The organism is Listeria monocytogenes ATCC 19117, from assembly GCF_000307025.1.
GTDB lineage: Bacteria > Bacillota > Bacilli > Lactobacillales > Listeriaceae > Listeria > Listeria monocytogenes_B.
Genome location: NC_018584.1, coordinates 153,889 through 179,439 on the forward strand (window position 1 = coordinate 153,889; position 25,551 = coordinate 179,439).

Here is a 25,551-nt window from a genome sequence, read left to right on the forward strand (position 1 = left end):
TTTTTGAAATATATATTTAAAACTTTTTAGCAACAGAAAGGATAATAAATTTCGTACATAAAAACAATAAACTTTCCCTCCCAAGAAAGCCAGTGGGGCTGATATAGCTAAAAGTAAAGGTGGCGTTACTTTAGAATCAACAATAGGAAATAAAAATATTGAAATGCCAGACTGGGATTTTAATAATCCTGAGTCAATGAAAGCATGGGATTTGGCTTCTGGTTCTTATGCAGAACAAGTTTCTGGTGAAGTTCGTGCAGTAGTTGGTTCGGATTTGAGAAAAGGAAATATTTGGGAAAATGTTGAGTTACCTAGATTAAAAAATAATCCTAACGTAACGAAAATAACAACGATTGATCCTAAAACAGGACTTGAAAAAATAATTTTTGAAAGGAAGTAAGTGAAATGAAAATTACAGGTAATAGTTCACAGGTGAAATTTGATTTAGAGAATGGATATGTAGTGAAAGCAGATGGAGAAATGTTAGTTGGAGGTGAATTTGTTGTATTTAAAGATTCTATGAAGAATTGGGAACCTCCATATGAAAATAAAAAGCTTTCTGAATCTGAAGTGCAAGAAATTATTCACCAGGTAAAACAGAGCACAAATGAAAATACAGTACAAATTTCATTTGAATAAAAGAAATGCGAGAAGTAGAGTAGGTTTGAAAGTACAAATTCAAATATCAATGCAAACGATGGGCATATTATGCTGAAAAGGCTCGAGGGACAAGTCAAGGTACTAGCTATTTCGTGAGTTCCTCGGGCAACGGAAAAGACGTTCAAAACAAGTCACAGGGCAACAGGGAATTGTATTCTACGTTGTATTTTCTAGCAATACAACAAATTTATCTTACGAATAAGGGAGAACCTAGAAATCTAGTGTTTCGGGTTTATTTCGAGCGGAAAGTTTTAGATGCTCATATTCCATATAAAAAGTAGGAGGAACTATGAAAAAAATTGAAATGATACAAAAAGTGATTGAGGATACAGAATACTGGGATGCTAGAGTATTTGATTGTAAACACTCTATTTTGGTGATGAATTTCATGTAATATTTGAGGGAGAAGAGGACCAAGTATATATAATTAAATTTATGAATTGTTACAAGGTATCGTACAAAAACAGTTTTGCTCCAGACACTAATATGAAAGTTAGAGATATGAGTTAGGGACAATTAGGATACTTTATGCAAGATATTTCTCTGGAAAAGCATGGAGATAACGAAGAATTTATTGATTCTTTCCTTAATTTATCAATTATGACAATTTCTGTAGTTTGTAAAGATATTATTGTGGAAGAATTGGATCAAAAAAATATCTCTTTTTTGGAAAGATAAGCAGTAGAATAAAAGCACCTTATTACATGGTTGGTATCATATGAGAGAGCTTTAACTAAAAATTCTATGTCCACAACTACAGTGACAATTAAGAATTCGTTTTTAACCACTTATCCTGAATGAGTAGGAGGAAAAATAATGTGTTTCATGAAAGAATCAAAAATAGCGATTTAATTAATGAAAAACAATACCCAGTAAAAGTAGTTTTTGATGAAATTTCTGATGAAGAATTTATTTCAATTATAAATTCCGTTTCAAAAGGAGAGGGATTTGGAGTGGAATCGGGTACATGTCTTTTTCCGGGAGACTTAGATGAATATGATATTGCTCAGGGGGAAGGATTTGGCGGAGTAGAGTTTGGATTATACTCTGGAAGTGAAATAGTGATTGACTATAAACAATTTTATTATTATTTGAATATTATATGTAACAGGTATGTGGAATCCTACCCCGCAAAAAAATTACTCGTAGATAATGAGTTAAAAAAATATCAAGAATTATATTCAATATAGATATCTTAATTACATAAAATAAATATGTAAATGGGAGGACATTATGAATATATCTAATCAAATTAAAGAGAATTTAGAACAACGAAGAAGCATACATGAAGAAGATGACTTTGGACTTGAAAGAAATTGGGCAGAACTAACCAATATTTTATCTATGAGCGAAGATGAAACTATCAATTATTTAAAGAATTGTTCAAAGGAAGATGTATTGTTAATTAGTTCGGTTTTTGATGATGTTTCCGAAAAAATACAAAGCAGGAAATTTATTTCTTGTTTAAGAGAACTAGATAAAAAAATTCCTGATTTGAAATTAACATTTTTTATTGATGATGCTGAAGGTTACATTGAAAATTAAATAAAAAGGTATTCTTCTATTATCTGATTGGTGTCGTTAGTAAATAAGATACACGCTTACTTGCAAAGATAGAATTTATAAATCAAAAAGCCAGCAATTTTTAAAATTGCTGGCTTTTTCCAAACTGGCGAATTACTTCTCCACCCGAATAAACTTATAACTATAAGGCGAACCAAAAGCATGTTTCTGAACACCGGTAATATCCGTACGTTGCAACACTGCTGTTTGATGTTGATAAAGTGGTAAGATCGCCGCGTCATCATCAAGCAGAACTTTCTCAGAAGCTACGAACGCATTCCAACGTTCTTCAGGCTTCGTCGCAAGTGTTGTATCAGTTGATTTTACAAGTCTATCATAAGCAGGACTGTTATAACTCATATGGTTATTAAAGTAATCGGATAAGAACAAACTGCTATATGTCCACGGATCTTTAAAATCAGGCATCCAAGCAGCCAGTGACAAGTCATAATTACCATCAGAAGTTAGCTGTGTCGCGCTCTTCGAAGGCATATTTTTCACTTTAATCGTCACACCAGGCAAATTATCTTCAAACTGCGCTTTCAAATAAGCGAAAATGGTTTTCGTTGTTTCTTGGTCATCGCCGAGAAGTTCGATTGTTACTTTGTCAGTGCCAAGTTCTTTTTGTGCTTGTTTCCAATATTTTAAAGCTTCTTCTTTGTTATAAACTAAATGGTCGCCGCTATCTGTGCGGAAATCAGCGCCCGTTGTTGGGTTTTGGACGAAATCTTTTGGAAGCAGTCCATTCGCCGGGAATGAGCCGTCCCCGAGAATCCGATCCGTTAGTTGTTTCTTATCGACAGCTAAATTAAGCGCGTGACGCAAGGAATTATTCGCAAGTGGAGTCGCTTTACCGTCGCGTTTTTGATTCATGCGCAAATAACTAATCAGCGCATCTTTTTCCGTTTGGAAATCTTTCTTGTCTTTGTATTGTTTCGCAAAATCGCCTGAAAGTGGCACGCGGTCAGCTTCGTTTGTATTATAAAGGTTCACGCCGGCGTTAATATCTTTCGCGACTTGCACATCAATTTCATTTACTTTGACATTATCTTTGTCCCAATATTGGTCGTTTTTCGCGTAAGTCCATTTATTCGTAATGTTGCCGCCCCAATCCTTCATAACAAAAGGACCATTGTATAAAGTGTGCGCACTATCTGTCCCGTATTTGTCGCCTTGTTTTTTCACAAAGCTTTCTTTTTGTGGGAAAAATGTTTCAAAAGAAAGAAGTGAGATGAAGTAAGGAACTGGTTTTTTAAGTGTGATTTCAAGCGTTGTTGGGTCAGTTGCAACGACACCAAGGTCAGTTACAGGTAGTTTGCCTTCATTGATTTCAGTGGCGTTTTTAATCGAATCTTTGAAGAGCGCGGAGTACCCAGGTGCAGTTTTTGGATCAACGGCACGGCGCCACGCGTAGACGAAATCATCAGCGGTTACTTGAGAACCATCGGACCATTTCGCATTTTTCTTTAATTTAATGGTGTATTTCGTTTGGTCAGCGCTGATTTCTGGCATTCCACCAGCAACCCCAGGAACAAAGTTATCTTTTTGATCAAGTGTGTATAATCCCTCGAAGACTTGGTTTTGCGCGGTGAAGCTAGCAAAGTCTTCCTCAGCTGTCGTATTTAAAGTCAGTAATTCACTGGTTTCAAGAAATTTAATTTTGTCCGGGGAAGTTTTTGTCGTAGATTTTTCATTGTCATTTCCGCAAGCTGTAAGTAAAAGTACTGTCAAAATGGCAAAAATAGGCAATGTTTTCTTTAAAAAATGCATGGTTTTCTCCCCTTCTATCTGTGTATTTATCGTTATTATAAGTATTCCGATAAGATAAGTCAAGTTAATGATTTGGCAAAAAAACTGCTTGACGCAAAAATAATCCCGTGATAAGATATTTTGTGCAAATAAGAATGATTACGTTTTGCGATACGCAATCATAATTTACATAGTGTAACTTTAAGTTTTAAATCGTAATCATTACGAAAAAGGAGAGGTAATATGAAAAAATGGTCATTTTTAGTTGTAACAGTGTTGGCGTTCGTTTTAGTTTTGGCCGGATGCGGTGCTAGCAACAATAAAGTAAGTGGAGATAAGGACAAGCTCAAGGTAGTGACAACTTTTTATCCAATGTACGATTTTACGAAAAATGTTGCGGGAGATAATGCTTCCATTGAAATGTTGATTGATGCGGGGACAGAACCGCATGATTACGAGCCAAGCGCAAAGGATATTGCCAAAATCGAAGCGGCTGATGTTTTCGTTTATAACAGTGAAGACATGGAAACTTGGGTGCCGAGCGTACTTAAAAGCTTAGATTCGAAAAAATTAACCGTGATTGACGCGAGTAAAGGAATCGAGCTAGTAGAAGGAACCGAAGAAGAAGACCATGATCATGAGCACGAAGAAGGACACCACCATGAACATGATCCTCACGTATGGCTAAGCCCAGTCCTTGCCGAACAAGAAGTGACTAATATCCAGAACGGTCTTACAAAAGCAGATAAAACAAATGCAGATACATACAAAAAGAACGCAGAAACATATAAAGAGAAATTAAAAACACTCGACAACAAATTTAAAACAGCTTTTGAAGGAGCAAAACAACGCGATTTCGTAACCCAACATGCAGCCTTCCAATATTTAGCAAAAGAGTATGACTTGCATCAAGTGGCAATCGCCGGCCTTTCACCTGACCAAGAACCAAGCCCAGCACGATTAGCGGAATTACAAAAATACGTGAAAGAAAATAATATCAGCACCATTTATTTTGAAGAAGTAGCTTCACCAAAAGTTGCAGAAACACTTGCAAACGAAACGGGAGCAAAACTAGAAGTACTAAGCCCTATCGAAGGAATTACGGATAAAGAACAGAAAAAAGGCATGGATTATATTGCTTATATGGAACAAAACTTACAAGCCTTGCAAAAAACAATAAAATAAGGAAGCGATCAAATGAAATACATCGATATAGCCAATATTGGTTTTAAATACGAATCCGAACCAGTGCTTGAAAACATTTCTTTTCAAGTGAGTGCGGGAGAATTTATTATACTAACAGGAGAAAACGGAGCAGCTAAATCAACACTGCTCCGTATTATTTTGGGCATTTTACAACCCGATAAAGGTTCCGTTACTTTCGCCAAAAAGAACGCAGATGGCGGGCGACTTTTGACAGGTTATGTACCACAACAAATAGCATCATTTAATGCGGGTTTTCCAAGTACAGTTCTCGAACTAGTACGGTCAGGTCGTTTTCCAAATGGTAAATGGTTCAAACGGCTGACTACAAAAGATCATGCGCATGTTGAAAAAGCATTGAAATCTGTAGAAATGTGGGATTATCGGCATAAACGTATCGGTGAGCTATCAGGTGGTCAAAAACAACGGATTTGCCTGGCCCGAATGTTTGCAACCGACCCAGATATATTAATTTTGGATGAACCGCAAACGGCAATGGATAAACAAAGTAAAATCCGTTTTTATGATTTATTAAGGCATGAAGCACAAGTACATGGTAAAGCGATTTTAATGGTAACGCACGATAGTGAAGAAATGGAAGATTTTGTCGATAAGCATATTCGCCTTATTAGAAAGGAGGATGTGTCATGGAAATGTTTCTCTATGGATTTATGCAAAGAGCCTTCCAAGCATCAATGATAATTGCTATAATTGCTCCTCTTTTAGGAGTTTTCTTGATTATTCGAAGACAGTCACTTATGGCGGATACGCTTTCGCATGTGTCGCTTGCAGGTGTGGCCTTTGGGTTGGTTTTAAATGTGAATCCCAGTGTGACAACGCTTATTGTAGTAGTTATTGCGGCGCTCGGGATTGAGTATTTGCGCGGGGTTTATGCAACTTATTCAGAGTTGTCCATTGCGATACTAATGGCTGGTGGACTTGCTGTGGCGTTAGTGTTGATGAGTTTGGATCAGGGTGGAATTACAACAAGCGTGCAGCAATACTTATTTGGTTCGATTGTAACAATCAGTAAGGCGCAAGTGCAGCTGTTGGTAATTTTAGGAATAGCTATCGTAGTATTGTTCTTAGTGTTTAAAAGGTTTATGTTTGTACTTACTTTTAGTGAAGATGTTGCAGTTGCAGAAGGAGTCCCTGTGCGTTTGATTTCGCTTTTATTCAGTGTGGTTACTGGGATTGCGATTGCTGTTATTATGCCAATAGCCGGAGCGTTACTCGTTTCAGCACTTATTATATTACCAGCTGCAATCGGTATGCGAATTTCAAAAGGGTTCCTGATGTGTGTTATTAGTGCAATTCTGATTGGCTTAGTCGGAATGTTTTCCGGCCTTGTGTCTTCCTACCAACTAGGAACCCCACCTGGCGCAACAATTACCTTAATGTTTATCATTCTTTTCATTATTTCGACCGTTGTTTTAAAAATGGCACGGAAATGATTTTTAGAACGATGTTTGACCATTTTGTATCATTGCATAAAGCTCTTGGTCATGAATAATCCAACTTTTTTCTTTCTTTTCAATCTGATTGGTTGTTTTGAGATGCTGCAAATCTTTGTAAAAACAGCTTTTCGAAAGATTACTATAAGAAAGTAGATGACTTGTTTTAATTGCTTGAGGAAGAATTACTGTGTCATCATCACTCAGAACCCCGTGTAACAAAGCCATATTCGAAAAGGTCGTTTTAAGTTTTTCAGAAGCCGGACTACTTGCCATTAAGCTTTTAAAGTAAATGTGAGTAGTCTGGTTTTTCATTATGAAAAATTGGAATCCGAAATTTTCGGGAAACATTGAAAGAAAATACTCCATATCTGCTTTCGAATACTTATATAATGAACATCCAGAGAGAGTCTTAAAATTGAAATGATTATTACTTCGGTCGAGTAATGTAAAATAGTTCAAAAATGTTCCTTTACCTTGAATAGAATAGATTTTGGGATTTTGGCTACCATCATTTAAAATCAAAGCAATATATCCATCAACTACAAGATAAATATGGTTATCTATATCGATTTTTTCTGTTAATAGGCTGGCGTTTTTTGGTACATCAATTTGTTCAAAAGCTATTTTTCCTTCATGGGATAAACGAATAAATTCTTGATAATTATATAAATTTTTTGGCATGACGTTTTCTCCAATCTTCTTTTGTAAACATAATTGTATCAGAATGCAAAAGAACAGTTATACGCAGTCTAATAGTATTTCACGTGTAAATGTTTCTAAAATGTGAAATATTTAAATCATTAAAAGTCTTTTTTTAGTGAAAAGTGCTGTATAGTCGCTCTTGTGCGCGAGTTTAGAATGTCTTATCATAAAAGTCCAAAATTAGTATTTTTTATTGAATTGTTACGAACGTAGGTTCTGTGTTATAATTCAACTGGATTGTAAAGGAGGACTATTGATGAGGAGAGTGCGTATTTCAGTTAGGCGTTTAGTAGAGTTTGTGCGGAGAAGCGGTAGTATTGATAACCGGATGACAAATTCAGACCGCGCCTTAGAAGGAACAAAAATTCATCAATTACTCCAAAAAGAAGCTGGGGAAGAATATGCCGCAGAAGTACGGCTAAACCTAGAACGAATAGTGGACGGAATTGCTTTTTCGCTTGATGGACGCGCAGATGGCATCATAAATAGTCGGATGATTGATGAAATTAAAACAACAGAGACGCCAATGGATGAAATTACCGAAGATTTTCGACCTCTTCACTGGGCGCAACTTATTTGTTATGGATTTATGCTTGCAGAAAAGTCCGATTTGGCAGAAGTTACTCTGCAATTAACGTATTATCAAGTAGTTGACAAAGAAGTAAAACAATTTCAACGTGTAATGAGTCGCGAGGAACTGAGTGTTTTTGTGGACGATTTACTTTCCCAATATGCTATTTGGGCAAAGGCATCTGCCGCTTGGGAAATGAAACGAAATAAAACAATTCAAGAATTAACGTTTCCATACGACAACTATCGAAGTGGGCAAAGAGAGCTCGCCATTGCGGTGTACCGAACAATATCTTCAGAAGAAAGTTTGTTTTGTGAAGCACCCACAGGTATCGGCAAAACAATGTCGACCTTGTTTCCCGGTATTAAAGCTATGGGTGAAGGGAAAACGGATAAATTATTTTACTTTACTGCAAAAACAATCACGCGACAAGTTGCCGAAGATGCACTAGATGAGATGCGTCGTAAAGGACTGGCTGCAAGGAGTGTTACAATAACTGCGAAGGATAAGATATGTTTTTTAGACGAGCGGAAATGTGAACCAGATCATTGCCAATTTGCGCGTGGTTATTATGATCGTTTGAACGAAGCGTTGTTTGATATGTTGCAATCCGAAGAAGCGATTACCCGTCAAGTTGTTGAGGGTTATGCCCGAAAATACACACTTTGTCCATTTGAATTATCGCTGGATGTGGCTCTTTTTTGTGATGTAATAGTTTGTGATTATAATTATTTATTCGACCCAGTAGTTTACTTAAAACGCTTTTTTGCAGAAGGACCGGGAAAATATACTTTTCTTGTAGATGAAGTGCATAATTTAGTAGACCGTGCGCGCTCGATGTATTCGGCGACATTAAAAAAATCAACAGTTATGCAAGTCAAACGGGGACTAGATTCAAAAAAGAACAAACGATTGCTAAATGCAATAAATGTGATGAATAAAGAAATGATTGTGCTTAACAAAAAACTAAAGGACTTAGAAAAAACGACTTATGTCCAAAAAAGTGAACTCGTTGATTGGAATGCAGCTGTGTTAAAATTCACCTTTGTAGCGAAGGAATGGTTGCCGCAAAATACTCAGTCAGAATTACAAGTGGATGTGTTGGACCTTTATTTTGAAAGTTTAAGATATACTGCCATTGCGGAGTTTTATGATGAGCGTTACGTCACACAAGTTACGAGAAATCACAGGGATTTAGAAATAAAACAACTATGTTTGGATCCGGCGTTCTTATTATCAGAGAGGCTAAAACTCGGAAGCAGTTCGGTGCTTTTTTCAGCAACGCTTCGACCAATAGATTACTATACAAATGTACTTGGTGGTCAAGAAGACACTAGTAGAATGATCTTTTCTTCGCCATTTAAACAAAAAAACATGCATTTACTAGTAGCGGATTATATTAGTACGAAATACCAAATGCGTGAAAATAGTATGGAAGCTGTCGTAGATGCTCTCTATGCTCTCGTCTCTGGGAAAAACGGCAACTATATATTTTTCTTTCCATCATTTCTATATTTACAAAAGGTATATGATTTATTTAAAGAAAAATATCCTAACATCAGGTTGCAAAAACAAGAGACTGCTATGGATGAAAAGCAGCGAGAGCATTTTTTAGAAGATTTTCATGCAGAGAATGTAGAAACCTTGATTGGCTTTTGCGTTTTAGGAGGCGTTTTTTCAGAAGGGGTAGATCTTCGCGGGAACCGATTAGTCGGTGCGGCTGTCGTTGGTGTAGGACTTGCGCAATTGAATCACGAATCTGATTTAATTAAAGATTATTATAATGAAACGATTGGTCAGGGATTTGATTATGCATATCAGATACCAGGAATGAATAAGGTGCTTCAAGCAGTTGGCCGGGTTATTCGAGGAGAATCAGATCGTGGCGTAGTGTTGTTAATAGAAGAACGATTTTCTGCCGATCGTTACCGAGCGTTGTTCCCTACGCACTGGAATCATGCGAAAACAGTGAAGAGCACAGACGATATCTCCCGAGAAGTGGCCGGATTTTGGCGGAATAGCTAATTTTCTAGTAGAATAGAAGTAATTAGTCATTTTGGGAGGAAATTATGTATAAAATTATCGCGATAGATATTGATGGCACTTTATTAAACGACGCACACGAAATCACACTAGCCGTGCGTGACTCTATTAAAGCTGCGAAAGCAAAAGGGGTAAAAGTAGTATTATGTACAGGCCGTCCACTTGCAGGAATTAAAAAAAGCTTAATTGAACTAGATCTTTTAGATGAAGGGGATTACGCAATTACGTTTAATGGGGCGGTCGTGTTAGAAACAGCTTCAGAAAAAACATTAGCAGATATAACCTTAAATAAAACTGAACTAGAAGAAATTTATGCATTTTGTCATGCGGAAAATGTTAACGTCACTTATTTTGATGGGAAAAACATGTATGTACCAAGCCGAAAAATCACAGAAATCACTTGTCAAGATTCCCTGCTACTTGGTACGCCACTATATCATTTACCTGTAGAAGAAGCGCCTGAATCTATTCATGTTTCCAAGGTTATGCTATTAGACTCACCTGAAAAAATTACCGATGTTATAAAAAAATTACCAGAGAGTATCAAAGAAAAATTTTACGTTGTCCGGAGTGTTCCTTATAACCTAGAGTTCTTGCAAAAAGGCGTAAATAAAGGATCAGCGCTCGCTAGTTTAGCAGAAAAACTTGGGGTGTCTCAAAGTGAAGTCATGAGTATTGGTGACCAAGAAAATGATATTACCATGATTGAGTATGCTGGTATGGGAGTTGCAATGGGTAATGCGACAGAGCATATTAAAGAAATCGCTAACTATACAACAACTACTAATAATGAAGATGGTGTGGCACAGGCTATACAAATGCTCATTCTGGACCGCTAAAAATAGTGAATAGTAGTAAAAACAGAATATTGTCAAACAGTGTAAATGGAGATTTAAAAAGCATGCGAGTCACTATAAAAAGCCGAAACTTTCTATAAAGGAGTTTCGGCTTTTTTGTTTAATTAAGTACTTTATGATAAATAGCCCTAAAAAAAGTCACTAAAAGTTCATAAAGTGGGTGTTTTAGGAGCAGTACTTCCGAAAAGTGATATAGCTTGGAGTTACTCAATTGTCATATGATATGTGATAATAACAAAACTTCATTAGTAAAGGATGAATTTGTAATGAGTAAAAACGGAAACTTTTTAAAAAAAGTTGGGTTAGCTTTCTTAAGTATTTTAATCGTCGCTAGCACAATCTTCCAAACAACAGTTGTGAAAGCGGCAACGAGTTATGGTTCTCAGTTTTTAAACACAGTAGAACTCTTAGACAAAGACGGTGTGCCGCAAACAGATTTTGGCTACTATGACAATATGGATGTGCACTACACATGGTCTATTCCGAATTCAACAAACGTAAAAGCTGGAGACACAATGGATTTCACACTGCCAAGCCAATTGGCGCTCGCAACTGATCTCGCTTTTGACGTGAAAGATAGTAATGGTCAAGTAGTTGGAACGGCCACTGTAAAAAGGGCAACCAATCAAGTTACCCTCGTTTTCAGTGATTATGTAGAAAAACATTCCGATATTAAAGGAGAACTGGATTTCTGGACCACTTTTAACCAAAAAGTAATTACTGGAAATGAAACAGTTGATTTAGAATTTCCTCTTGAAAATGGAACGACACAAATAGATGTAAAAGTTGGTGAGAAAACCCCAGTTAGCCCGACAGAAACGCTTTTCAAATATGGTTGGGTGGATGCTAGTAATCCAAGTCTGATTCATTGGGTTATTCGAGTGAACTACGCCAAAGTGAACATTCCAAATGCCGTTTTCACGGATATCATCGGCTCAAAACAAACATTAAATTTTGATTCTATCAAAGCTTTTCATGGAACTTATTCCGCAGATCGGATATTTACAGCAGGCGCGGCTATTTCCAGCACCAATTTTTCCGCAACAAGTGACGGGTTTAGTGTAGCACTAGGAGATTTAACGGATTCTGTGCAAATTTCTTATACAACAACCGCAACAGATGGCGGGAAGTCTACCCAGTACGATAATACCGCTAAACTAGCCGGAACTGATTTTGTACCCAAGCAAACGTCCACTTGGACACCTGCATCAGGCGGAGGCGGTGAAGGCGGCGGGACAACCGGTTCAGTAACACTCACGAAAGAAGATGCGAAAACAAAAGCAACCCTCGAAGGTGCGGAATTCAAGTTGGTGGATTCAAAAGGCACTGTGCTACAAGAAAACATTACAACAAATGCGAGCGGACAACTTAGCATTGCTGATCTGAAATTTGACACCTACCAATTAATAGAAACAAAAGCCCCGACAGGCTACAAACTTGATACAACACCAGTTGAATTTACTATTGGTGAAAATAATCAAGCAATTACCGTGACAAAAGAAAATACGCTTAACACAGGCTCCGTGGAACTAACAAAGCTAGACTCAGCAACCAAAGCAACCCTAGCCGGAGCAACATTCGAATTACAAGATAAAGAAGGAAACACATTACAAACTGGTTTAACTACAGATGAAAATGGCGTTCTAAAAGTAACTGATTTAGTACCCGGCAGTTACCAATTTATCGAAACAAGTGCTCCAACAGGCTACAAGTTAGACAACAGTCCAGTAAGTTTTGAAATCATCGCAAGCGAGACAGATCAAATAGTAAAAGTAACAAAAGAAAACACACTAGAAGTTGGCTCCGTGGAACTAACAAAGCTAGACTCAGCAACCAAAGCAACCCTAGCCGGAGCAACATTCGAATTACAAAATAAAGAAGGAAACACATTACAAACTGGTTTAACTACGGATGAAAATGGCGTTTTAAACGTAACTGATTTAGTACCAGGAACATACCAATTTGTCGAAACAAAAGCCCCAATTGGATATGAACTTGATACGACGCCAGTTGTTTTTGAAATCATCGCTGGTGAGACTGACCAGCCGGTAAAAGTAACAAAAGAAAACACATTAGTACCGCCAACACCAGTACCACCAACACCAGTGCCACCAACACCAATACCGCCTACTCCGTTACCACCAGTACCATACGAACCAACTGTGCCACCAACAAAACCAGCAGTACCAGTTACGCCTAAGAAATCAGAAAACAGCGAGGATAGTCCAAAAACAACCCAGATAAGAATAACTAAAAGTCTTCCTAAAACAGGAGATACAAATAGTTTTGCTGGCTTAGGAGTAATCCTAATAGCCTTGTCATTAAGTGGTCTTCTGCTGAAACGAAAATAGAAAAAACAGGCTTAGATAATTATCTAAGCCTGTTTTAATTAGGTTGTTTAAGAATTGCAATTGTCACAAAATGTTCACAATTAGAAGGCTTTTTTTGTGAAGGAGAACCGATTTTTAGAAAAAATAATGTATAATCACTATGAATTAGCAATATATTATGATTGAAATTAATTAAAAAAGGATGGTTTTTATGAAGAAACGCACGACAATGACGTCTAATCTAAAGAAATTCGGATTAGCCTTTCTTAGCGTTATCTTGCTTGTAAACGTTTTATTTCAGACTAACTTTGTTAAAGCAGCAACTAATTATGGCTCCGATTTTTTGAAAACTGTGGAATTATTAGACGCAGATGGCAATCCTCAAACGGACTTCGGTTATTACGACAGCATCAAGGTTCACTATACTTGGGAAATCCCCAATTCAACTAATGTGAAGGAAGGCGACACAATGGAATTTGTGTTACCTCCAGAGCTGAAGATAGTTACAGATTTAGACTTTTCTTTGAAAGATCACGATGGCAACACGGTAGGTCACGTGATTGCTAAAAAATCGACTGGGCAAGTAGTTATTACATTTACAGACTTTGTTGAAAAAAATTCCAATATTAGTGGATATCTCGATTTTTGGACTAATTGGGATAAATCATTAGTAGAAGGAAATGAAAATGTTCCAGTTGAATTTCCAGTAAATGGTACCACAGAAACAATTGATGTGGGCGTTGGTGGTAAAAATCAAATTGACCCGGATGAAAGTTTATATAAATACGGCTGGGCTAATGCTGAACATCCTGAGCTTATCCAATGGGTCGTTCGAGTTAACTATTCGAAACAAAACATTCAAAATGCCGTTTATGAAGATTTTATTGGACCAAAACAAGTCGTTGATTTTAATTCTATCAAAGCATTCCACGGTGAATTTGATCCGGATGATAACTTCACGCCAGGAGCCGAGGTACCATCATCGGCAATTACTCAAACAACGGAAGGATTCAAAGTCGACCTAGGAAATTTAACAGATTCTGTCAAAATTTCATACTATACAACTTCTACCGATAACGGAGCATCACCTAACTACACAAATAAAGGGCAATTGACAGGAGATAACTTTATCAAGCAAGAAATCGAAGTCGCGACACCAACATCAGGTGGTGGCGGAGGGGGAGAAGGGACAACCGGATCTGTTGAATTAACGAAAACAGATGATTCGTCTCAAAAAAATCCATTAGAAGGTGCCGAGTTTAAATTAGTCAACGGAGCAGGAACGATAGTCCAAACAGGACTAAAAACTAATATCGATGGTAAACTAACTATTTCAAATCTGAAATATGATACATACCAGCTAATCGAAACAAAAGCTCCACAAGGATATGTGCTTGATGCGTCTCCAGTAGAATTTACAATTGATGACGCGCACCAATCATTATTTCTATCCAAAGAAAACTCTGCCATCAAAGGATCCGTTTCACTAGAGAAAGTCGACCACGACACACAAAACCTACTAGCTGATGCCGAATTTGAACTACAAGATAAAGATGGCAACACACTACAACCAAACCTTAAAACAGACAAAATGGGCAAACTAACGGTGACGGATTTACTTCCAGGCGAGTATCAATTTGTCGAAACAAAAGCGCCAACAGGCTATATTTTAGATGCTACTCCAGTCAAATTTAAAATCAGCACAGAGGCACTAAACGTAACCGTAACAAAAGAGAACACGAAAAAACCAGAAATACCAAAAGTACCAGTACCACCAAAAACACCAGAACAACCGGATAAACCGGATAAACCGGATAAACCAGAACAACCAGATAAAATAATAAGCGCAGATAGCAAACGGACGACTTTACCAAAAACAGGGGATACACCACTTGTTAATGGTTGGGGAATACTGCTCGTAGCCATTTCAGCGAGTGGATTAATTGCGCTTAGAAGAAAATAATTAAAAAAACCGTAAGCGATAATACAATCGCTTACGGTTTTTCTTATATAGTTCTAGTTTGATCTTGTAAGACAGCCTTTAACGAATGATAGGCAGGAATAGATAAGTTTAATTCAACACGATTAATTTGTTGTGCCATTTTTGGTTGGATGCCAGAAATAAATGCCTCGACACCAAGAAGTTTAAGCATCGTCACTAAGTTGGTAAGCATTTCTCCAAGTGCATCATCAAAATAAGTAATTCCTGATAAATCAATACACAATTGTTCCACGCCTAAGTGTACGCATTTGTTTGCCGTGATTTCGGATAACTTTTCTGCTCTTTCACGGTCGACGCTCCCCATCAAAGGAAGGATCGCTAATTTGTCCGTGATAGAAATGACGGGTGTGCTAATTTCTTCTATTAAACGATGTTGTTGTTCTAAATGTTTGACGATATCATTGTAATACATGGCGGAGAAGGCTTCGTTTATCCGGTCAAACCCGTGATTAACCATGGACAGACTTGATGAGAAATCACATTTAGACACTTCATCATTATGAATACAAAAATCACCAACAGCAGAAACAAATTCACGGCGTAGTTTATCAAGGGTGGTAATAACTTCAGGTAATGGTACTTCATTTTCCATGCGACGCGCGTACATGTTATCCAGCCATTTGTCGAGTTTCTCAAAAAATGCTTTTTTACCAGCGAAATAAGAAATGATTAAGTCCGCTGTTTGTTCACTGTCAGCGCGCAGTTCATCTTTGTAACGCGGCGAGTAAACAAAACTAGTATACGTGTTTTCGTTTTCATAAATTTTGGATAGCCACTTATTAATAATTTCTTCGGTATGTTCTCTTAAATATAGCTCCATACTTCCATTCGATTCATTCATACCAGACAACCCCTTTAAGTCTAAGTATAATAACTACTTTTCTTTATTCTATGCTCAAAACGTTGTACTGTCCAATTAAATTTTAGAAAAATAACGAATTTATTGAAATTGTAATATTAGTTAACCAATCCAACGTTATTTTTTTGTTAAAATTCCGAAGCTATTTAAGCTTGGTCATGGTATAATATTACAATATGGATAGAAAGGAAGTTTTTTGTGGGATTACAGGATGAACTTACAGTGATGCAACCAGTGGTCATGAAGATTTTTTCAAAAAGTGTCCGCGAAAATCGATTATCTCACGGCTATTTATTCGAAGGAGCAAGAGGTACAGGCAAGAAACGCACAGCACTTTGGTTAGCTCAGAGTCTTTTTTGTTTAGAAAGCACTGAAACCGAGCTTGCTTGTGGGAAGTGTGCCAATTGCACGAGAATAGCAAGTCATAATCATCCGGATGTTCATTTGCTAGAGCCAGATGGAGCTAGTATTAAGATTGATCAGGTTCGCGCGCTGAAGCAAGAACTTAGTAAACGCGGAATGGAATCGGATCAAAAAGTAGTTATCATTTACGATGCAGAAAAAATGACTGTTCAATCAGCCAATAGTCTGCTGAAATTTATAGAAGAACCAGAAGGCGGTTTGTTATTATTATTTTTAACAACAAACCCCGGGCAAATTTTGCCAACGATTCAATCAAGACTGCAACCTGTCACATTCAAATCACTGACTTTTGATAGTTTACTCGCATCACTAACAGCAGCAGGCATTTCCGAACAAAAAGCGCGGATTTATGCTAGCATTACTGGGAGTGTGGAAGAAGCGAAGGCTTTTGAAGAGAGTGAGTGGTTTAGTGAGGCAAGAAATGTTGTCATCAAGTTATATGAAGGAATTCACCATCAAGGAACCAGCCCATTAATTATCATTCAAGAATCATGGATGCCACTTTTTAAAGAGAAAGATAAGATGGCGCTTGGGCTCGAATTATTGTTACTGCTGTACCGCGACCGGCTACACCTTACACTTGACGAGAACTACGAACCTATTTGTACTGCGCAAAAAGAAATGCTCGGACAAGATGCGCTGCGTAAATCACTGTCCGAAACCACAGGGGAAATCGAGAAGATTCTCGCTGCGAAATCAAAACTGGATTCCAATATGAACACGCAACTTCTAATGGAGCAGTTAGTTCTGGAAATCCAAGGGAGGTAATCGCTATGCTTAAAATTGTAGGCGTCCGTTTTAAAGACGTTGGTAAAATATATTATTTCTCACCTGGCGAACTGGAAATCACAGAAAACCAAGGTGTTATTGTTGAAAATGCACAAGGAATTGAATTTGGTAAAACAGTCATTGAACCGCGCTACGTGGACGAAGAAGATGTCGTTTTACCACTTAAGAAAGTACTGCGTATCGCAACAGAAGCGGATTATAAATGCGTTGCTGAGAATGGCGACTCGTGTCAGAAAGCCTTTTTACTTTGTGATGAAAAGATCCGCGAGCGCGAACTTGAAATGAGTTTAGTTGATGTTGATTACACATTTGACCGTAATAAAATCATTTTTTATTTCACCGCAGAAGGTCGCGTCGATTTCCGGGAGCTCGTGAAAGATTTAGCATCTGTTTTTCGGACTCGCATCGAACTTCGCCAAATTGGTGTACGTGATGAAGCGAAATTGCTCGGTGGGATTGGCCCATGCGGTCGTATGCTCTGCTGCTCCACTTTCTTAGGTGATTTCGAACCAGTTTCCATCAAAATGGCGAAAGACCAAAACCTGTCCCTTAACCCAACGAAAATTTCTGGTTTATGTGGACGATTAATGTGTTGCTTGAAATATGAGAACGATGAATATGAGCAAGCTAAACGTGAAATGCCAGATGTTGGTGTAAAAGTAAAAACTCCAGAAGGCATAGAAGCACGTGTTTCGGGAATCAACTTGCTGTCTAGAATCCTACAAGTGAGTTTGCCCGAAGAAGAGACGGTTATAGAATACGAATTGGATGAGTTACGTCCATATAACGAATTTCTAAAACAACCGGCAAAGTCTTGAGGTGAAAAAATTGGATAAAAAAGCTATTTTTGACTCAGTCAGTAATATGGAGGAGCAAATTGGCGAATTGTATCAGCAACTTGGAGATCTAAAGACAAACTTAGGCGAAATGTTGGAAGAAAATAACCGATTAAACCTTGAAAACGAACATTTGCGACGCAGACTTTCTTTGACGGATGAAGCGACACCAGAACCTAAAGCCGAAATAGAGGCGGAACACGGTGTGATGGCGCCTAATCGTAAGGAAGCAATGCAGCAAATGATTGAACTTGGGGAAGGTTATGACAATCTTGTCCAACTTTACAAGGAAGGATTTCATGTTTGCAATGTACATTTCGGCAGCCCGCGTGGTAATGATGAAGATTGTTTATTTTGCTTATCCTTGCTCAATAAAAAATAACATGACGGGCCTTTCTCAATTCAAGAGAAGGGCTTTTTGCTAGAAAAGGTGAATCATTTGGAAAAACTCGAATTAATTGGTGATGAAAGACTAGATTATTTACTAGCAGAAAATTTGCGGATTATTCAAAGCCCATCGGTATTTTCTTTCTCGATAGACGCGGTTCTCCTCGCTAAATTTAGTTATTTACCAATCCGTAAAGGGAAAATAATTGATTTGTGTAGCGGAAATGGGATTATTCCTTTACTACTTAGTACGCGAACAAAAGCGAAAATAGTTGGTGTTGAAATTCAAGAACGTCTGGCAGATATGGCGAAAAGAAGTGTTGCTTATAATCAACTGGAAGACCAAATCGAAATAATCGAATATGATTTGAAAAAAATTACAGATCTTATTCCAAAAGAGCGCGCGGACATTGTTACCTGTAATCCACCTTATTTTGCAACCCCGGATACAAGTTTGAAAAATACCAATGAACATTTTCGGATTGCTCGCCATGAAGTTATGTGTACGCTAGAGGATACTATTCGTGTAGCCGCAAGCCTTTTAAAACAAGGTGGAAAAGCGAATTTTGTTCATCGTCCGGAACGATTACTAGACATCATTGATATAATGAGAAAATATCGCTTGGAACCGAAACGCATTCAATTCGTGCACCCGCGCTCAGATAGAGAAGCGAATACGGTGCTTGTAGAAGGAATCAAAGACGGAAAACCTGGTGTGAAATATGTACCACCTGTTATCGTATATGATGAGCTAGGGGAATATACACCAGTAATTAAGGAGATTTTATATGGCGAAAGCGAGTGAACATTTCTTTTATGTGCTAAAATGTAGTGACAATTCCTATTATGGTGGCTATACAACAGATGTTATTCGCCGAGAAGCGGAACATAATGCGGGAATTAGATGTAAATATACAAAAACACGTCGCCCGGTAAAAGTCATTCATTTTGAAAAATTCGAAACAAGAAGTGAAGCTACAAAAGCAGAAGCTGCGTTCAAAAAATTATCACGTAAAAATAAAGACGCCTATTTAATACAACGGGAGGAGTCCGAATGATAAAAAGCCAAAAGAGTTTCAGTGGAGCCAGCCAAGGAGCATTATATTTAGTGCCAACGCCGATTGGTAATTTAGAAGATATGACTTTTCGTGCAATTCGCATGCTTAAAGAAGCGGATATTATTGCAGCGGAAGATACGCGGAACACCGTGAAACTTTTAAATCATTTTGAAATTACAACCCGAATGACGAGCTACCATCAGTTTACGAAGGAAAATAAAGAAGATAATATTATTCAGCGGATGTTAGACGGTGAAGTGGTGGCGCTTGTTAGTGATGCGGGGATGCCATCTATTTCTGACCCGGGATACGAACTTGTTCAAAGTGCGCTAAATGCTAATATTCCTGTCATCCCTCTACCAGGAGCCAATGCTGCATTAACTGCACTGATTGCATCTGGTCTTGCCCCGCAGCCGTTTTACTTTTACGGATTTCTTCCACGCCAAAATAAAGAACGTACTCAAGCGATTGAAAAATTAGCGGCGCGCGAAGAAACGTGGATTTTATATGAATCACCACATCGTTTAAAAGAAACACTAAAAGCAATCATCAAAATCACTGGAAATGATCGGAAAATTGTCTTGTGTCGAGAGCTCACAAAAAGATTTGAAGAATTTTTACGTGGAACGGTTGAAGATGCGTTAAACTGGGCAATGGACGAAGAAGTTCGCGGAGAATTTTGCTTGATTATTGAAGGAAATGCCAATCCACCGCTTGCAGAAGAGCAACTCTGGTGGCAAGAACTCGATATTAAAACGCACGTAAGCACCGTAATGGAACAGGAAAATGTTAGTTCTAAAGATGCAATTAAAACGGTTATGAAAGCGAGAAATTTACCAAAACGAGAAGTTTACTCTGCTTATCATGAAATAAAATAAAATCATGCGCGAATCCTTTAATGGGAACTCGCGCATGATTTTTTTTATAATGTATCACCAAAGCGGCGTTTAATTTCTTCCATTAATTCCGCAGCGCCTTCTTTACTGAGTGTCAATTTACCGTCCACAAATTTCTTGTTATCAACAGAAAATTCTCCGGTAACGTCACAAACCAAGCCAGCGGAATACTTTTTCAATACAATCGCATCTTCATCTGTAAATATTTCTAAAGGGTCTTTTACATTTAGGTTCATCGTTCTTCTTATTTCAATCGGTATAACCACACGACCAAGTTCGTCGATTTTTCTTACCATTCCAGTTGATTTCATTTTCTCACCTTCTTGATAATTTTAATTCATTTTAACAGATAATTACGGGAATAGGAATGATTTCATGAGGAAAAGGGTATAGACCATAAGCAGAAGAATTAGGGGGAATAAAAATGAACATAGTTATCGCATTAATTCCGGCAGTGATGTGGGGGATTATGCCATTAGTTGTTTCAAAAATTGGCGGTAAACCGAGGCAGCAAATCATTGGTACAACATTCGGCGCACTAGCTTTCGCAATCGGAGTTTTTATTTTTACAAATCCAGAATATACAGCAACCATTATTATTGCTAGTTTTATTTCAGGGGCATTTTGGAGCTTAGGTCAAATGAATCAGTTCCGGGCATTTACACAAGTAGGCGTATCAAAAACAATGCCACTTTCGACAGGAATGCAGTTAGTAGGTACATCGCTTTTTGGTGTATTTGCTTTTCATGAATGGGGTACAACTTCCAAATTAGTATTAGGATTTTCCGCATTAGCATTAATTATTATCGGGATTTTCTTAACAAGTTATCAACAACATAAAGACGAAAATTCCGGCCAAAATATGAAAAAAGGAATTATCACTTTACTTATTTCATCCGTAGGTTATGTAGGATATGTCGTTATCACTCGTTGGTTTGATATTAGTGGGTGGGACGCGATTTTACCTCAAGCAATTGGGATGGTAGTCGCAGGATTATTATTTTCTATTAAGTCTGAAGAAAAACGTTTTACAAAGCAAACCTGGTTAAATATGATTCCAGGGGTGATGTGGGCTACTGGTAACTTGGCTCTACTATTCTCAAATAAATTAGTTGGAATCGCTACAGGTTTTTCGCTCTCACAAATGGGTGTTGTCATTTCGACCATTGGTGGAATCCTTTTCCTAGGAGAGAAGAAAACCAAGAAAGAACTTATTCTGGTCATTATCGGGGTTGTCTTAGTAATTATCGGTGGTACGATGATTGGAATTGCAAAAAGCTAAGAACAGCTTTCGAGAGGATACAATGCTATACTTAAATTAATCTAAATTAAAGGTGGTTATACTGATAATGAATGCGAATTTAGAAGTAAATGCTGAGGTTGTAAAAGAATCCTATGTTTATTTATTATCGCGATATCTCGTTTTACGCCAAGAAAATTTTGATACAAAAGAAGATAAAATTCCATATAACACACTTAAGCACAATTCGATTTCACCAGCAGATGCAAATTTTGTAAATCCGAACTTTGATGTGGTTTATTCAGAAGCTTGGATAGCTGTAGATGACGAAAATGCCGTTATTTTAGAAGTACCAGAAATTAAAAATCGCTACTATACTGTGCAACTTTTAGACGGCTGGGGCGAAGTGGTAACAAATATCAATGAACGTAACTATCCAGAGCATCCACATGGAAAATTTGCTTTCGTTAAAAAAGGAACAAATCCTTCCGTTCCAAGTGACGCTGTAAAAATCGAATTACCATCAGAGAAAGTAAAAGTACTTCTTCGCGTAGAACAAAAAGACGATCCTGAAGGTGCAGTAAAACTTCAAAAAGCATTCAAATTCGATGCACCAGACAATATAAAAATCAAAGAACCACTTGAGATTCCACATTTCACTAATGCAGAGTTCTTATTAGAAGAAATTTATTCCAATTTGGAAGAACTACTAGCAACTTATCCAGATAAAATGCCAAGAGCAACTGAATTCCAAGATAAAGCAAGACAAGTGGCAGCCTATATCGAGCTTGGTGATGAGCAAAAAGCTGAAGTAAGAAACTTAATTGTGAAAGAAGCCATTCCATATTTTACAAATGGTGCAAAAGGATTTGGTACACAAAAAGGCGGATGGTCTGTTACTTACGTAGCTGGCGCGTTCGAAAATGATATTTTAGCGCGAGCAATCATTAATTACGGCGGTATTTGGGCGAATTCTATTCAAGAAGCACTATACTTCATCGGTCAAAAAGGTACGGATAATGAGTTATTAACTGGCGATAAAGTTTATAAAATCTATTTTCCGGCAGATGAACTTCCATCAGAACTGGCAGATGCTTTTTGGTCCGTTACCTTATACAGTGTTCCAGATTACCACGTTATCCCAAATAAATTAAACAAATTCTGCATCAATAATTACTCAGGTCCAAAACTAAGTGAAGATGGCAGCTTGACGCTCTACATTGCGTCAGAAAAACCAGCTGATGTAGATCCGGGAAACTGGCTACCAAGCAAGGCTGGAAAAGAGTTTTCACTAAATTTCCGACTATATGTTCCGAAAAAAGAAGTGTTGGAAGGGAAAGTATTCTTACCACCGCTGGAAGTTATAAAATAAACCTAAAAAGCTAAGTATGCAATTACCAATTTTGGGTGGTAACATACTTAGCTTTCTTGTATATAAAAATAAAAACACTTACACTTTTTGTATTGTAATAGGACTATTTTTAAATCACCTCGTAAAAATTTTACGAGGTGATTTTAGTTATTTCTTTTTAAATAAAAGTAATGGGGCGCTGATTAAAAGAAGCAATGCTCCGAAAATAGTTGTTGCTGTACTTTGATCTGTATCACCCGTTTTCGGTAAAGAATTATAAGTTGTTTTTTCTACTGAATTACTAGTAGTAACTTGATCCGTATTTGGTGTCACAATGACTGGTTTATTTACTACAGGGTCAACTGGATCAACCGGATTTACTGGGTCAACCGGGTCAACTGGATTGACCGGATCAACTATAGGTGTTGGGGTAACGGTATCTTTTTTATAAATATAATCAACGGTTTGCGGGGTATCAGTGAAAGTACCAGTTGCATTTTTTGGTGTGGTTTCTAGAGTGTACCCGCTAATTTTTTTACTTGTAGATTGGTAATTACTATCGATAGTTCCCGTCAATGTGTCTGATTCTGCGAGTTTATTTCCATCGCTATCAAGATAGTTGACCGTTATGTTCGCTCCGGCTACAGGTGCCGGAGTTGCTACATGAACGGTGACATTTACAGTATTTGAGACGTTGCCAGCTTTATCGGTTGCTTGAACATTGACCGAGTAATCACCACTCACTGCTAAATTAACTATGGAAGTAAAATTGCTTGTAAGACTAATAGTGGAGTCATAATTATCAGTAACGCTAGCATTAATGTCTGTTAAAAATTGCTCTTCGGTAACGTTGCTTCCAAGATTATACGTAACCTCTGTTTTATCTGCTTTGACAACTGGTGCGCTAATATCTTTTGGTTTTAAAGAGCCAGTAGAGGTAGATTTGTTACCAGCTTTGTCTTCGCTTGTAGCTGTTGCGGTCGCAACTAAAGAATCGATTTTTGCTTCCCCGCCTTCACCTGAATAAGAAGTTTTCCAGTCGAACTTTACTTTTGCTTTGGATAAACTATCCCAACTTGTTACTTTGTCGAATTTAAAAGTAACAGTGTTAGTGGAATTGTCAAAGCTAGTTGTCCCAACTTGGTTTGTAATGTCTTCCCCACCAACAGAAACCTGCAAGCCCGTATAGTTCATGCCAGTTGGTAGGGCTAATTTTATTTCCAGTTTATAGTCTTCCTGGGTTTGATTCGTTAAAGTTGGAAATGTAAGAGTGGATGTGTATTTATATGGGACATTCTCATTGGTATTTTGTAGTAATGCAATATTATTTGTATCGTGAGTATCAGCAAGTGCAGAAATAGGTGTAAGTGCTATTTGACTAGCTAGAGAACTTAAAACTATAAGGCTAGCGATAGTTTTTTTCTTATTAAACATTATTTAAATAACCTCTTTCCTTGAATTGGAATTTAATGTAATTAAAGTATAGCACTCGATTTTGGGGCGTTAGTTTAATTCTAGTAGCATTAATATGGTATATTTTGTCGAAATAATGACTAATGAGAATCATAAAAAGGTAAATCGTTAATTTAAACTTTAACAGTCAGCGCTATTAAGTACTTTTACTCAGAAAACCTCTACCATCTTCTTGTTATTTCAGCTATAATGAAGTAATTGAAAACTAAATTAAAGGATTAACAAGGAGGAAAACGATTTGAACATTATGATTGCGCTGATTCCTGCATTACTCTGGGGAACAGTACCGCTAATTATTACAAAATTTGGCGGTTCAACAAGACAACAAACGATGGGAATGACACTAGGGGCACTCACTTTTGCGGTAATCGTTTTCTTCTTTACTGACCCAGTTTATACGCTTAAAACAGTAGGAATTAGTTTTATAACAGGGTGTTTATGGACTGTGGGTCAAATGTTCCAACTGCAAGCATTCAAAATTATCGGTGTTTCAAAAGCAATGCCGATTTCTACAGGGATGCAATTAGTCGGAACAACACTTTGTGGGGTAATCTTATTTCATGAATGGGATACGACACTTCGGATTATTTTAGGTTTTATTGCACTTGCACTAATTGTTGGCGGGATTTTCTTAACATCCTATGCTGAAAAAGAAGAAGATGGAACTAACGCATTAAAACAAGGTTTAATCACATTATTCATATCTGCTTGTGGTTATGTTGGCTTAGTCGTTCTAATTCAAGGTTTCAAAATCGATGGAATTAACGCAATCTTGCCGCAAGCGATTGGGATGGTTTTAAGTGCGCTAATTATGACGCATAGCGGTGGTACGGAAAAACGTTTCAATAAACGAACACTCTTACTTACTATTCCAGGGATAATCTGGGCGGCTGGGAACGTTGCGATGGTTCACGCTAACCAACTTGTTGGCGTTGCGACTGGTTTTTCACTTTCGCAACTCGGAGTTGTTATCTCAACTATTGGCGGAATCGTACTTTTAAAAGAAAAGAAAACACAAAAAGAAATGTTTTTTGTTATTGTGGGCGTAGTTTTAGTCGTTCTCGGCGGGATTTTAATCGGCGTTGCAAAAGGTGCTTAATTA

Annotated in this window: 25 protein-coding genes; 20 read left to right on the forward strand and 5 right to left on the reverse strand. The window is 37.5% G+C overall.

The genetic code is table 11. The annotated features are described in order from the left end of the window. Positions 1-163: 163 nt before the first annotated feature. The 4 genes from LMOATCC19117_RS00820 to LMOATCC19117_RS00835 all read left to right on the forward strand — a co-directional run bounded on the left by LMOATCC19117_RS00820 (position 164) and on the right by LMOATCC19117_RS00835 (position 2,205). Positions 164-400, forward strand: coding sequence for a hypothetical protein (locus LMOATCC19117_RS00820; protein WP_003726469.1), 237 nt, complete (start codon positions 164-166; stop codon positions 398-400). 5 nt (positions 401-405) lie between these two features. Next, positions 406-639: an Imm74 family immunity protein gene (locus LMOATCC19117_RS00825; protein ID WP_003728200.1), complete on the forward strand. Its 234-nt coding sequence runs from the start codon at positions 406-408 to the stop codon at positions 637-639. An 839-nt stretch (positions 640-1,478) separates the two neighbouring features. Continuing rightward, entirely contained in the window at positions 1,479-1,850 is a 372-nt protein-coding gene (cdiI, locus tag LMOATCC19117_RS00830; protein ID WP_003734702.1) for a ribonuclease toxin immunity protein CdiI, read from the forward strand. A 43-nt stretch (positions 1,851-1,893) separates the two neighbouring features. After that, positions 1,894-2,205 (forward strand): hypothetical protein, encoded by a 312-nt coding sequence (locus tag LMOATCC19117_RS00835; RefSeq protein ID WP_003728197.1) that lies wholly within the window; start codon positions 1,894-1,896, stop codon positions 2,203-2,205. A 132-nt stretch (positions 2,206-2,337) separates the two neighbouring features. Here the strand turns inward: LMOATCC19117_RS00835 and LMOATCC19117_RS00840 are convergent, their stop codons facing one another. Next, positions 2,338-3,993: a peptide ABC transporter substrate-binding protein gene (locus LMOATCC19117_RS00840; RefSeq protein WP_003734703.1), complete on the reverse strand. Its 1,656-nt coding sequence runs from the start codon at positions 3,991-3,993 to the stop codon at positions 2,338-2,340. 222 nt (positions 3,994-4,215) lie between these two features. Here LMOATCC19117_RS00840 and LMOATCC19117_RS00845 point away from each other — a divergent pair, with 222 nt between their 5' ends. Genes LMOATCC19117_RS00845 through LMOATCC19117_RS00855 form a run of 3 tightly spaced genes read left to right on the forward strand, consistent with a single transcriptional unit; the run spans position 4,216 to position 6,629 of the window. Beyond that, a complete protein-coding gene (locus LMOATCC19117_RS00845) occupies positions 4,216-5,157 on the forward strand; it encodes a metal ABC transporter substrate-binding protein (protein ID WP_003728195.1) in 942 nt (313 codons plus the stop codon). Between the two features lie 12 nt (positions 5,158-5,169). Continuing rightward, positions 5,170-5,874 carry a metal ABC transporter ATP-binding protein gene (locus tag LMOATCC19117_RS00850; protein WP_003725477.1) on the forward strand — a complete coding sequence of 235 codons (705 nt, stop codon included), beginning with the start codon at positions 5,170-5,172 and terminating at the stop codon, positions 5,872-5,874. Then, positions 5,823-6,629, forward strand: coding sequence for a metal ABC transporter permease (locus LMOATCC19117_RS00855; protein WP_003725478.1), 807 nt, complete (start codon positions 5,823-5,825; stop codon positions 6,627-6,629). Before LMOATCC19117_RS00850 ends, LMOATCC19117_RS00855 begins: the two co-directional genes overlap by 52 nt. 3 nt (positions 6,630-6,632) lie before the next feature. Here the strand turns inward: LMOATCC19117_RS00855 and LMOATCC19117_RS00860 are convergent, their stop codons facing one another. Further along, positions 6,633-7,313 (reverse strand): Crp/Fnr family transcriptional regulator, encoded by a 681-nt coding sequence (locus LMOATCC19117_RS00860; protein ID WP_003725479.1) that lies wholly within the window; start codon positions 7,311-7,313, stop codon positions 6,633-6,635. Positions 7,314-7,590: 277 nt separating this feature from the next. On the opposite strand from LMOATCC19117_RS00860, the gene LMOATCC19117_RS00865 reads away from it, so the two are divergent. From LMOATCC19117_RS00865 to LMOATCC19117_RS00880, 4 genes are all read left to right on the forward strand, one after another. Further along, positions 7,591-9,930, forward strand: a complete 2,340-nt coding sequence (locus LMOATCC19117_RS00865) for an ATP-dependent DNA helicase (RefSeq protein ID WP_003734704.1) — start codon at positions 7,591-7,593, stop codon at positions 9,928-9,930. Between the two features lie 44 nt (positions 9,931-9,974). Continuing rightward, entirely contained in the window at positions 9,975-10,787 is an 813-nt protein-coding gene (gene yidA, locus LMOATCC19117_RS00870) for a sugar-phosphatase (RefSeq protein ID WP_003725481.1), read from the forward strand. Between the two features lie 284 nt (positions 10,788-11,071). Further along, on the forward strand, positions 11,072-13,156 hold the full coding sequence (locus LMOATCC19117_RS00875) for a SpaA isopeptide-forming pilin-related protein (protein ID WP_014929007.1): 2,085 nt from the start codon (positions 11,072-11,074) through the stop codon (positions 13,154-13,156). A 190-nt stretch (positions 13,157-13,346) separates the two neighbouring features. Beyond that, on the forward strand, positions 13,347-15,098 hold the full coding sequence (locus LMOATCC19117_RS00880; protein WP_003728190.1) for a SpaA isopeptide-forming pilin-related protein: 1,752 nt from the start codon (positions 13,347-13,349) through the stop codon (positions 15,096-15,098). 43 nt (positions 15,099-15,141) lie between these two features. Here LMOATCC19117_RS00880 and LMOATCC19117_RS00885 read toward each other — a convergent pair whose 3' ends face one another. Continuing rightward, positions 15,142-15,978, reverse strand: a complete 837-nt coding sequence (locus LMOATCC19117_RS00885; RefSeq protein WP_003725484.1) for an STAS domain-containing protein — start codon at positions 15,976-15,978, stop codon at positions 15,142-15,144. Between the two features lie 216 nt (positions 15,979-16,194). Here LMOATCC19117_RS00885 and holB point away from each other — a divergent pair, with 216 nt between their 5' ends. Genes holB through rsmI form a run of 6 tightly spaced genes read left to right on the forward strand, consistent with a single transcriptional unit; the run spans position 16,195 to position 20,367 of the window. Further along, the gene (holB, locus tag LMOATCC19117_RS00890) at positions 16,195-17,187 is read left to right on the forward strand and encodes a DNA polymerase III subunit delta' (protein ID WP_003728187.1); all 993 of its coding nucleotides are present in this window, start codon (positions 16,195-16,197) and stop codon (positions 17,185-17,187) included. A gap of 5 nt (positions 17,188-17,192) precedes the next feature. Next, on the forward strand, positions 17,193-18,026 hold the full coding sequence (locus LMOATCC19117_RS00895) for a PSP1 domain-containing protein (protein WP_003725486.1): 834 nt from the start codon (positions 17,193-17,195) through the stop codon (positions 18,024-18,026). Between the two features lie 10 nt (positions 18,027-18,036). Beyond that, positions 18,037-18,426, forward strand: coding sequence for a DNA replication initiation control protein YabA (gene yabA / locus LMOATCC19117_RS00900; protein ID WP_003728186.1), 390 nt, complete (start codon positions 18,037-18,039; stop codon positions 18,424-18,426). 57 nt (positions 18,427-18,483) lie between these two features. Next, positions 18,484-19,236, forward strand: coding sequence for a tRNA1(Val) (adenine(37)-N6)-methyltransferase (locus LMOATCC19117_RS00905; protein ID WP_003728185.1), 753 nt, complete (start codon positions 18,484-18,486; stop codon positions 19,234-19,236). Further along, complete coding sequence (locus LMOATCC19117_RS00910) at positions 19,220-19,489, forward strand: GIY-YIG nuclease family protein (protein WP_003725489.1); 270 nt, start codon at positions 19,220-19,222, stop codon at positions 19,487-19,489. Before LMOATCC19117_RS00905 ends, LMOATCC19117_RS00910 begins: the two co-directional genes overlap by 17 nt. Next, positions 19,486-20,367 (forward strand): 16S rRNA (cytidine(1402)-2'-O)-methyltransferase, encoded by an 882-nt coding sequence (gene rsmI, locus LMOATCC19117_RS00915; protein ID WP_003728184.1) that lies wholly within the window; start codon positions 19,486-19,488, stop codon positions 20,365-20,367. The genes LMOATCC19117_RS00910 and rsmI overlap by 4 nt, the downstream gene beginning before the upstream one ends. A 44-nt stretch (positions 20,368-20,411) precedes the next feature. On the opposite strand, the gene LMOATCC19117_RS00920 is transcribed toward rsmI, so the two are convergent. Then, the gene (locus tag LMOATCC19117_RS00920) at positions 20,412-20,696 is read right to left on the reverse strand and encodes an AbrB/MazE/SpoVT family DNA-binding domain-containing protein (protein WP_003725491.1); all 285 of its coding nucleotides are present in this window, start codon (positions 20,694-20,696) and stop codon (positions 20,412-20,414) included. 113 nt (positions 20,697-20,809) lie between these two features. On the opposite strand from LMOATCC19117_RS00920, the gene LMOATCC19117_RS00925 reads away from it, so the two are divergent. Together LMOATCC19117_RS00925 and LMOATCC19117_RS00930 are read left to right on the forward strand one after the other, a co-directional pair. Beyond that, on the forward strand, positions 20,810-21,667 hold the full coding sequence (locus tag LMOATCC19117_RS00925) for a GRP family sugar transporter (RefSeq protein WP_003723496.1): 858 nt from the start codon (positions 20,810-20,812) through the stop codon (positions 21,665-21,667). Between the two features lie 61 nt (positions 21,668-21,728). Then, positions 21,729-22,997, forward strand: a complete 1,269-nt coding sequence (locus LMOATCC19117_RS00930; protein ID WP_072219551.1) for a DUF1214 domain-containing protein — start codon at positions 21,729-21,731, stop codon at positions 22,995-22,997. 147 nt (positions 22,998-23,144) lie between these two features. On the opposite strand, the gene LMOATCC19117_RS00935 is transcribed toward LMOATCC19117_RS00930, so the two are convergent. Next, positions 23,145-24,410, reverse strand: a complete 1,266-nt coding sequence (locus tag LMOATCC19117_RS00935; RefSeq protein WP_003728182.1) for a MucBP domain-containing protein — start codon at positions 24,408-24,410, stop codon at positions 23,145-23,147. Positions 24,411-24,687: 277 nt separating this feature from the next. On the opposite strand from LMOATCC19117_RS00935, the gene LMOATCC19117_RS00940 reads away from it, so the two are divergent. After that, positions 24,688-25,548 carry a GRP family sugar transporter gene (locus tag LMOATCC19117_RS00940; RefSeq protein ID WP_003728180.1) on the forward strand — a complete coding sequence of 287 codons (861 nt, stop codon included), beginning with the start codon at positions 24,688-24,690 and terminating at the stop codon, positions 25,546-25,548. The last annotated feature ends 3 nt before the right edge of the window (positions 25,549-25,551 follow it).

What these genes read in the sequence shown, in the direction of transcription:
- LMOATCC19117_RS00820 (WP_003726469.1), top strand. Translation starts at nt 164, where the DNA reads ATGCCAGACTGGGATTTTAATAATCCTGAGTCAATGAAAGCATGGGAT.
- LMOATCC19117_RS00825 (WP_003728200.1), top strand. Translation starts at nt 406, where the DNA reads ATGAAAATTACAGGTAATAGTTCACAGGTGAAATTTGATTTAGAGAAT.
- LMOATCC19117_RS00835 (WP_003728197.1), top strand. Translation starts at nt 1,894, where the DNA reads ATGAATATATCTAATCAAATTAAAGAGAATTTAGAACAACGAAGAAGC.
- LMOATCC19117_RS00840 (WP_003734703.1), bottom strand. Translation starts at nt 3,993, where the DNA reads ATGCATTTTTTAAAGAAAACATTGCCTATTTTTGCCATTTTGACAGTA.
- LMOATCC19117_RS00845 (WP_003728195.1), top strand. Translation starts at nt 4,216, where the DNA reads ATGAAAAAATGGTCATTTTTAGTTGTAACAGTGTTGGCGTTCGTTTTA.
- LMOATCC19117_RS00850 (WP_003725477.1), top strand. Translation starts at nt 5,170, where the DNA reads ATGAAATACATCGATATAGCCAATATTGGTTTTAAATACGAATCCGAA.
- LMOATCC19117_RS00855 (WP_003725478.1), top strand. Translation starts at nt 5,823, where the DNA reads ATGGAAATGTTTCTCTATGGATTTATGCAAAGAGCCTTCCAAGCATCA.
- LMOATCC19117_RS00860 (WP_003725479.1), bottom strand. Translation starts at nt 7,313, where the DNA reads ATGCCAAAAAATTTATATAATTATCAAGAATTTATTCGTTTATCCCAT.
- LMOATCC19117_RS00865 (WP_003734704.1), top strand. Translation starts at nt 7,591, where the DNA reads ATGAGGAGAGTGCGTATTTCAGTTAGGCGTTTAGTAGAGTTTGTGCGG.
- yidA (WP_003725481.1), top strand. Translation starts at nt 9,975, where the DNA reads ATGTATAAAATTATCGCGATAGATATTGATGGCACTTTATTAAACGAC.
- LMOATCC19117_RS00875 (WP_014929007.1), top strand. Translation starts at nt 11,072, where the DNA reads ATGAGTAAAAACGGAAACTTTTTAAAAAAAGTTGGGTTAGCTTTCTTA.
- LMOATCC19117_RS00880 (WP_003728190.1), top strand. Translation starts at nt 13,347, where the DNA reads ATGAAGAAACGCACGACAATGACGTCTAATCTAAAGAAATTCGGATTA.
- LMOATCC19117_RS00885 (WP_003725484.1), bottom strand. Translation starts at nt 15,978, where the DNA reads ATGAATGAATCGAATGGAAGTATGGAGCTATATTTAAGAGAACATACC.
- LMOATCC19117_RS00895 (WP_003725486.1), top strand. Translation starts at nt 17,193, where the DNA reads ATGCTTAAAATTGTAGGCGTCCGTTTTAAAGACGTTGGTAAAATATAT.
- LMOATCC19117_RS00910 (WP_003725489.1), top strand. Translation starts at nt 19,220, where the DNA reads ATGGCGAAAGCGAGTGAACATTTCTTTTATGTGCTAAAATGTAGTGAC.
- rsmI (WP_003728184.1), top strand. Translation starts at nt 19,486, where the DNA reads ATGATAAAAAGCCAAAAGAGTTTCAGTGGAGCCAGCCAAGGAGCATTA.
- LMOATCC19117_RS00920 (WP_003725491.1), bottom strand. Translation starts at nt 20,696, where the DNA reads ATGAAATCAACTGGAATGGTAAGAAAAATCGACGAACTTGGTCGTGTG.
- LMOATCC19117_RS00925 (WP_003723496.1), top strand. Translation starts at nt 20,810, where the DNA reads ATGAACATAGTTATCGCATTAATTCCGGCAGTGATGTGGGGGATTATG.
- LMOATCC19117_RS00935 (WP_003728182.1), bottom strand. Translation starts at nt 24,410, where the DNA reads ATGTTTAATAAGAAAAAAACTATCGCTAGCCTTATAGTTTTAAGTTCT.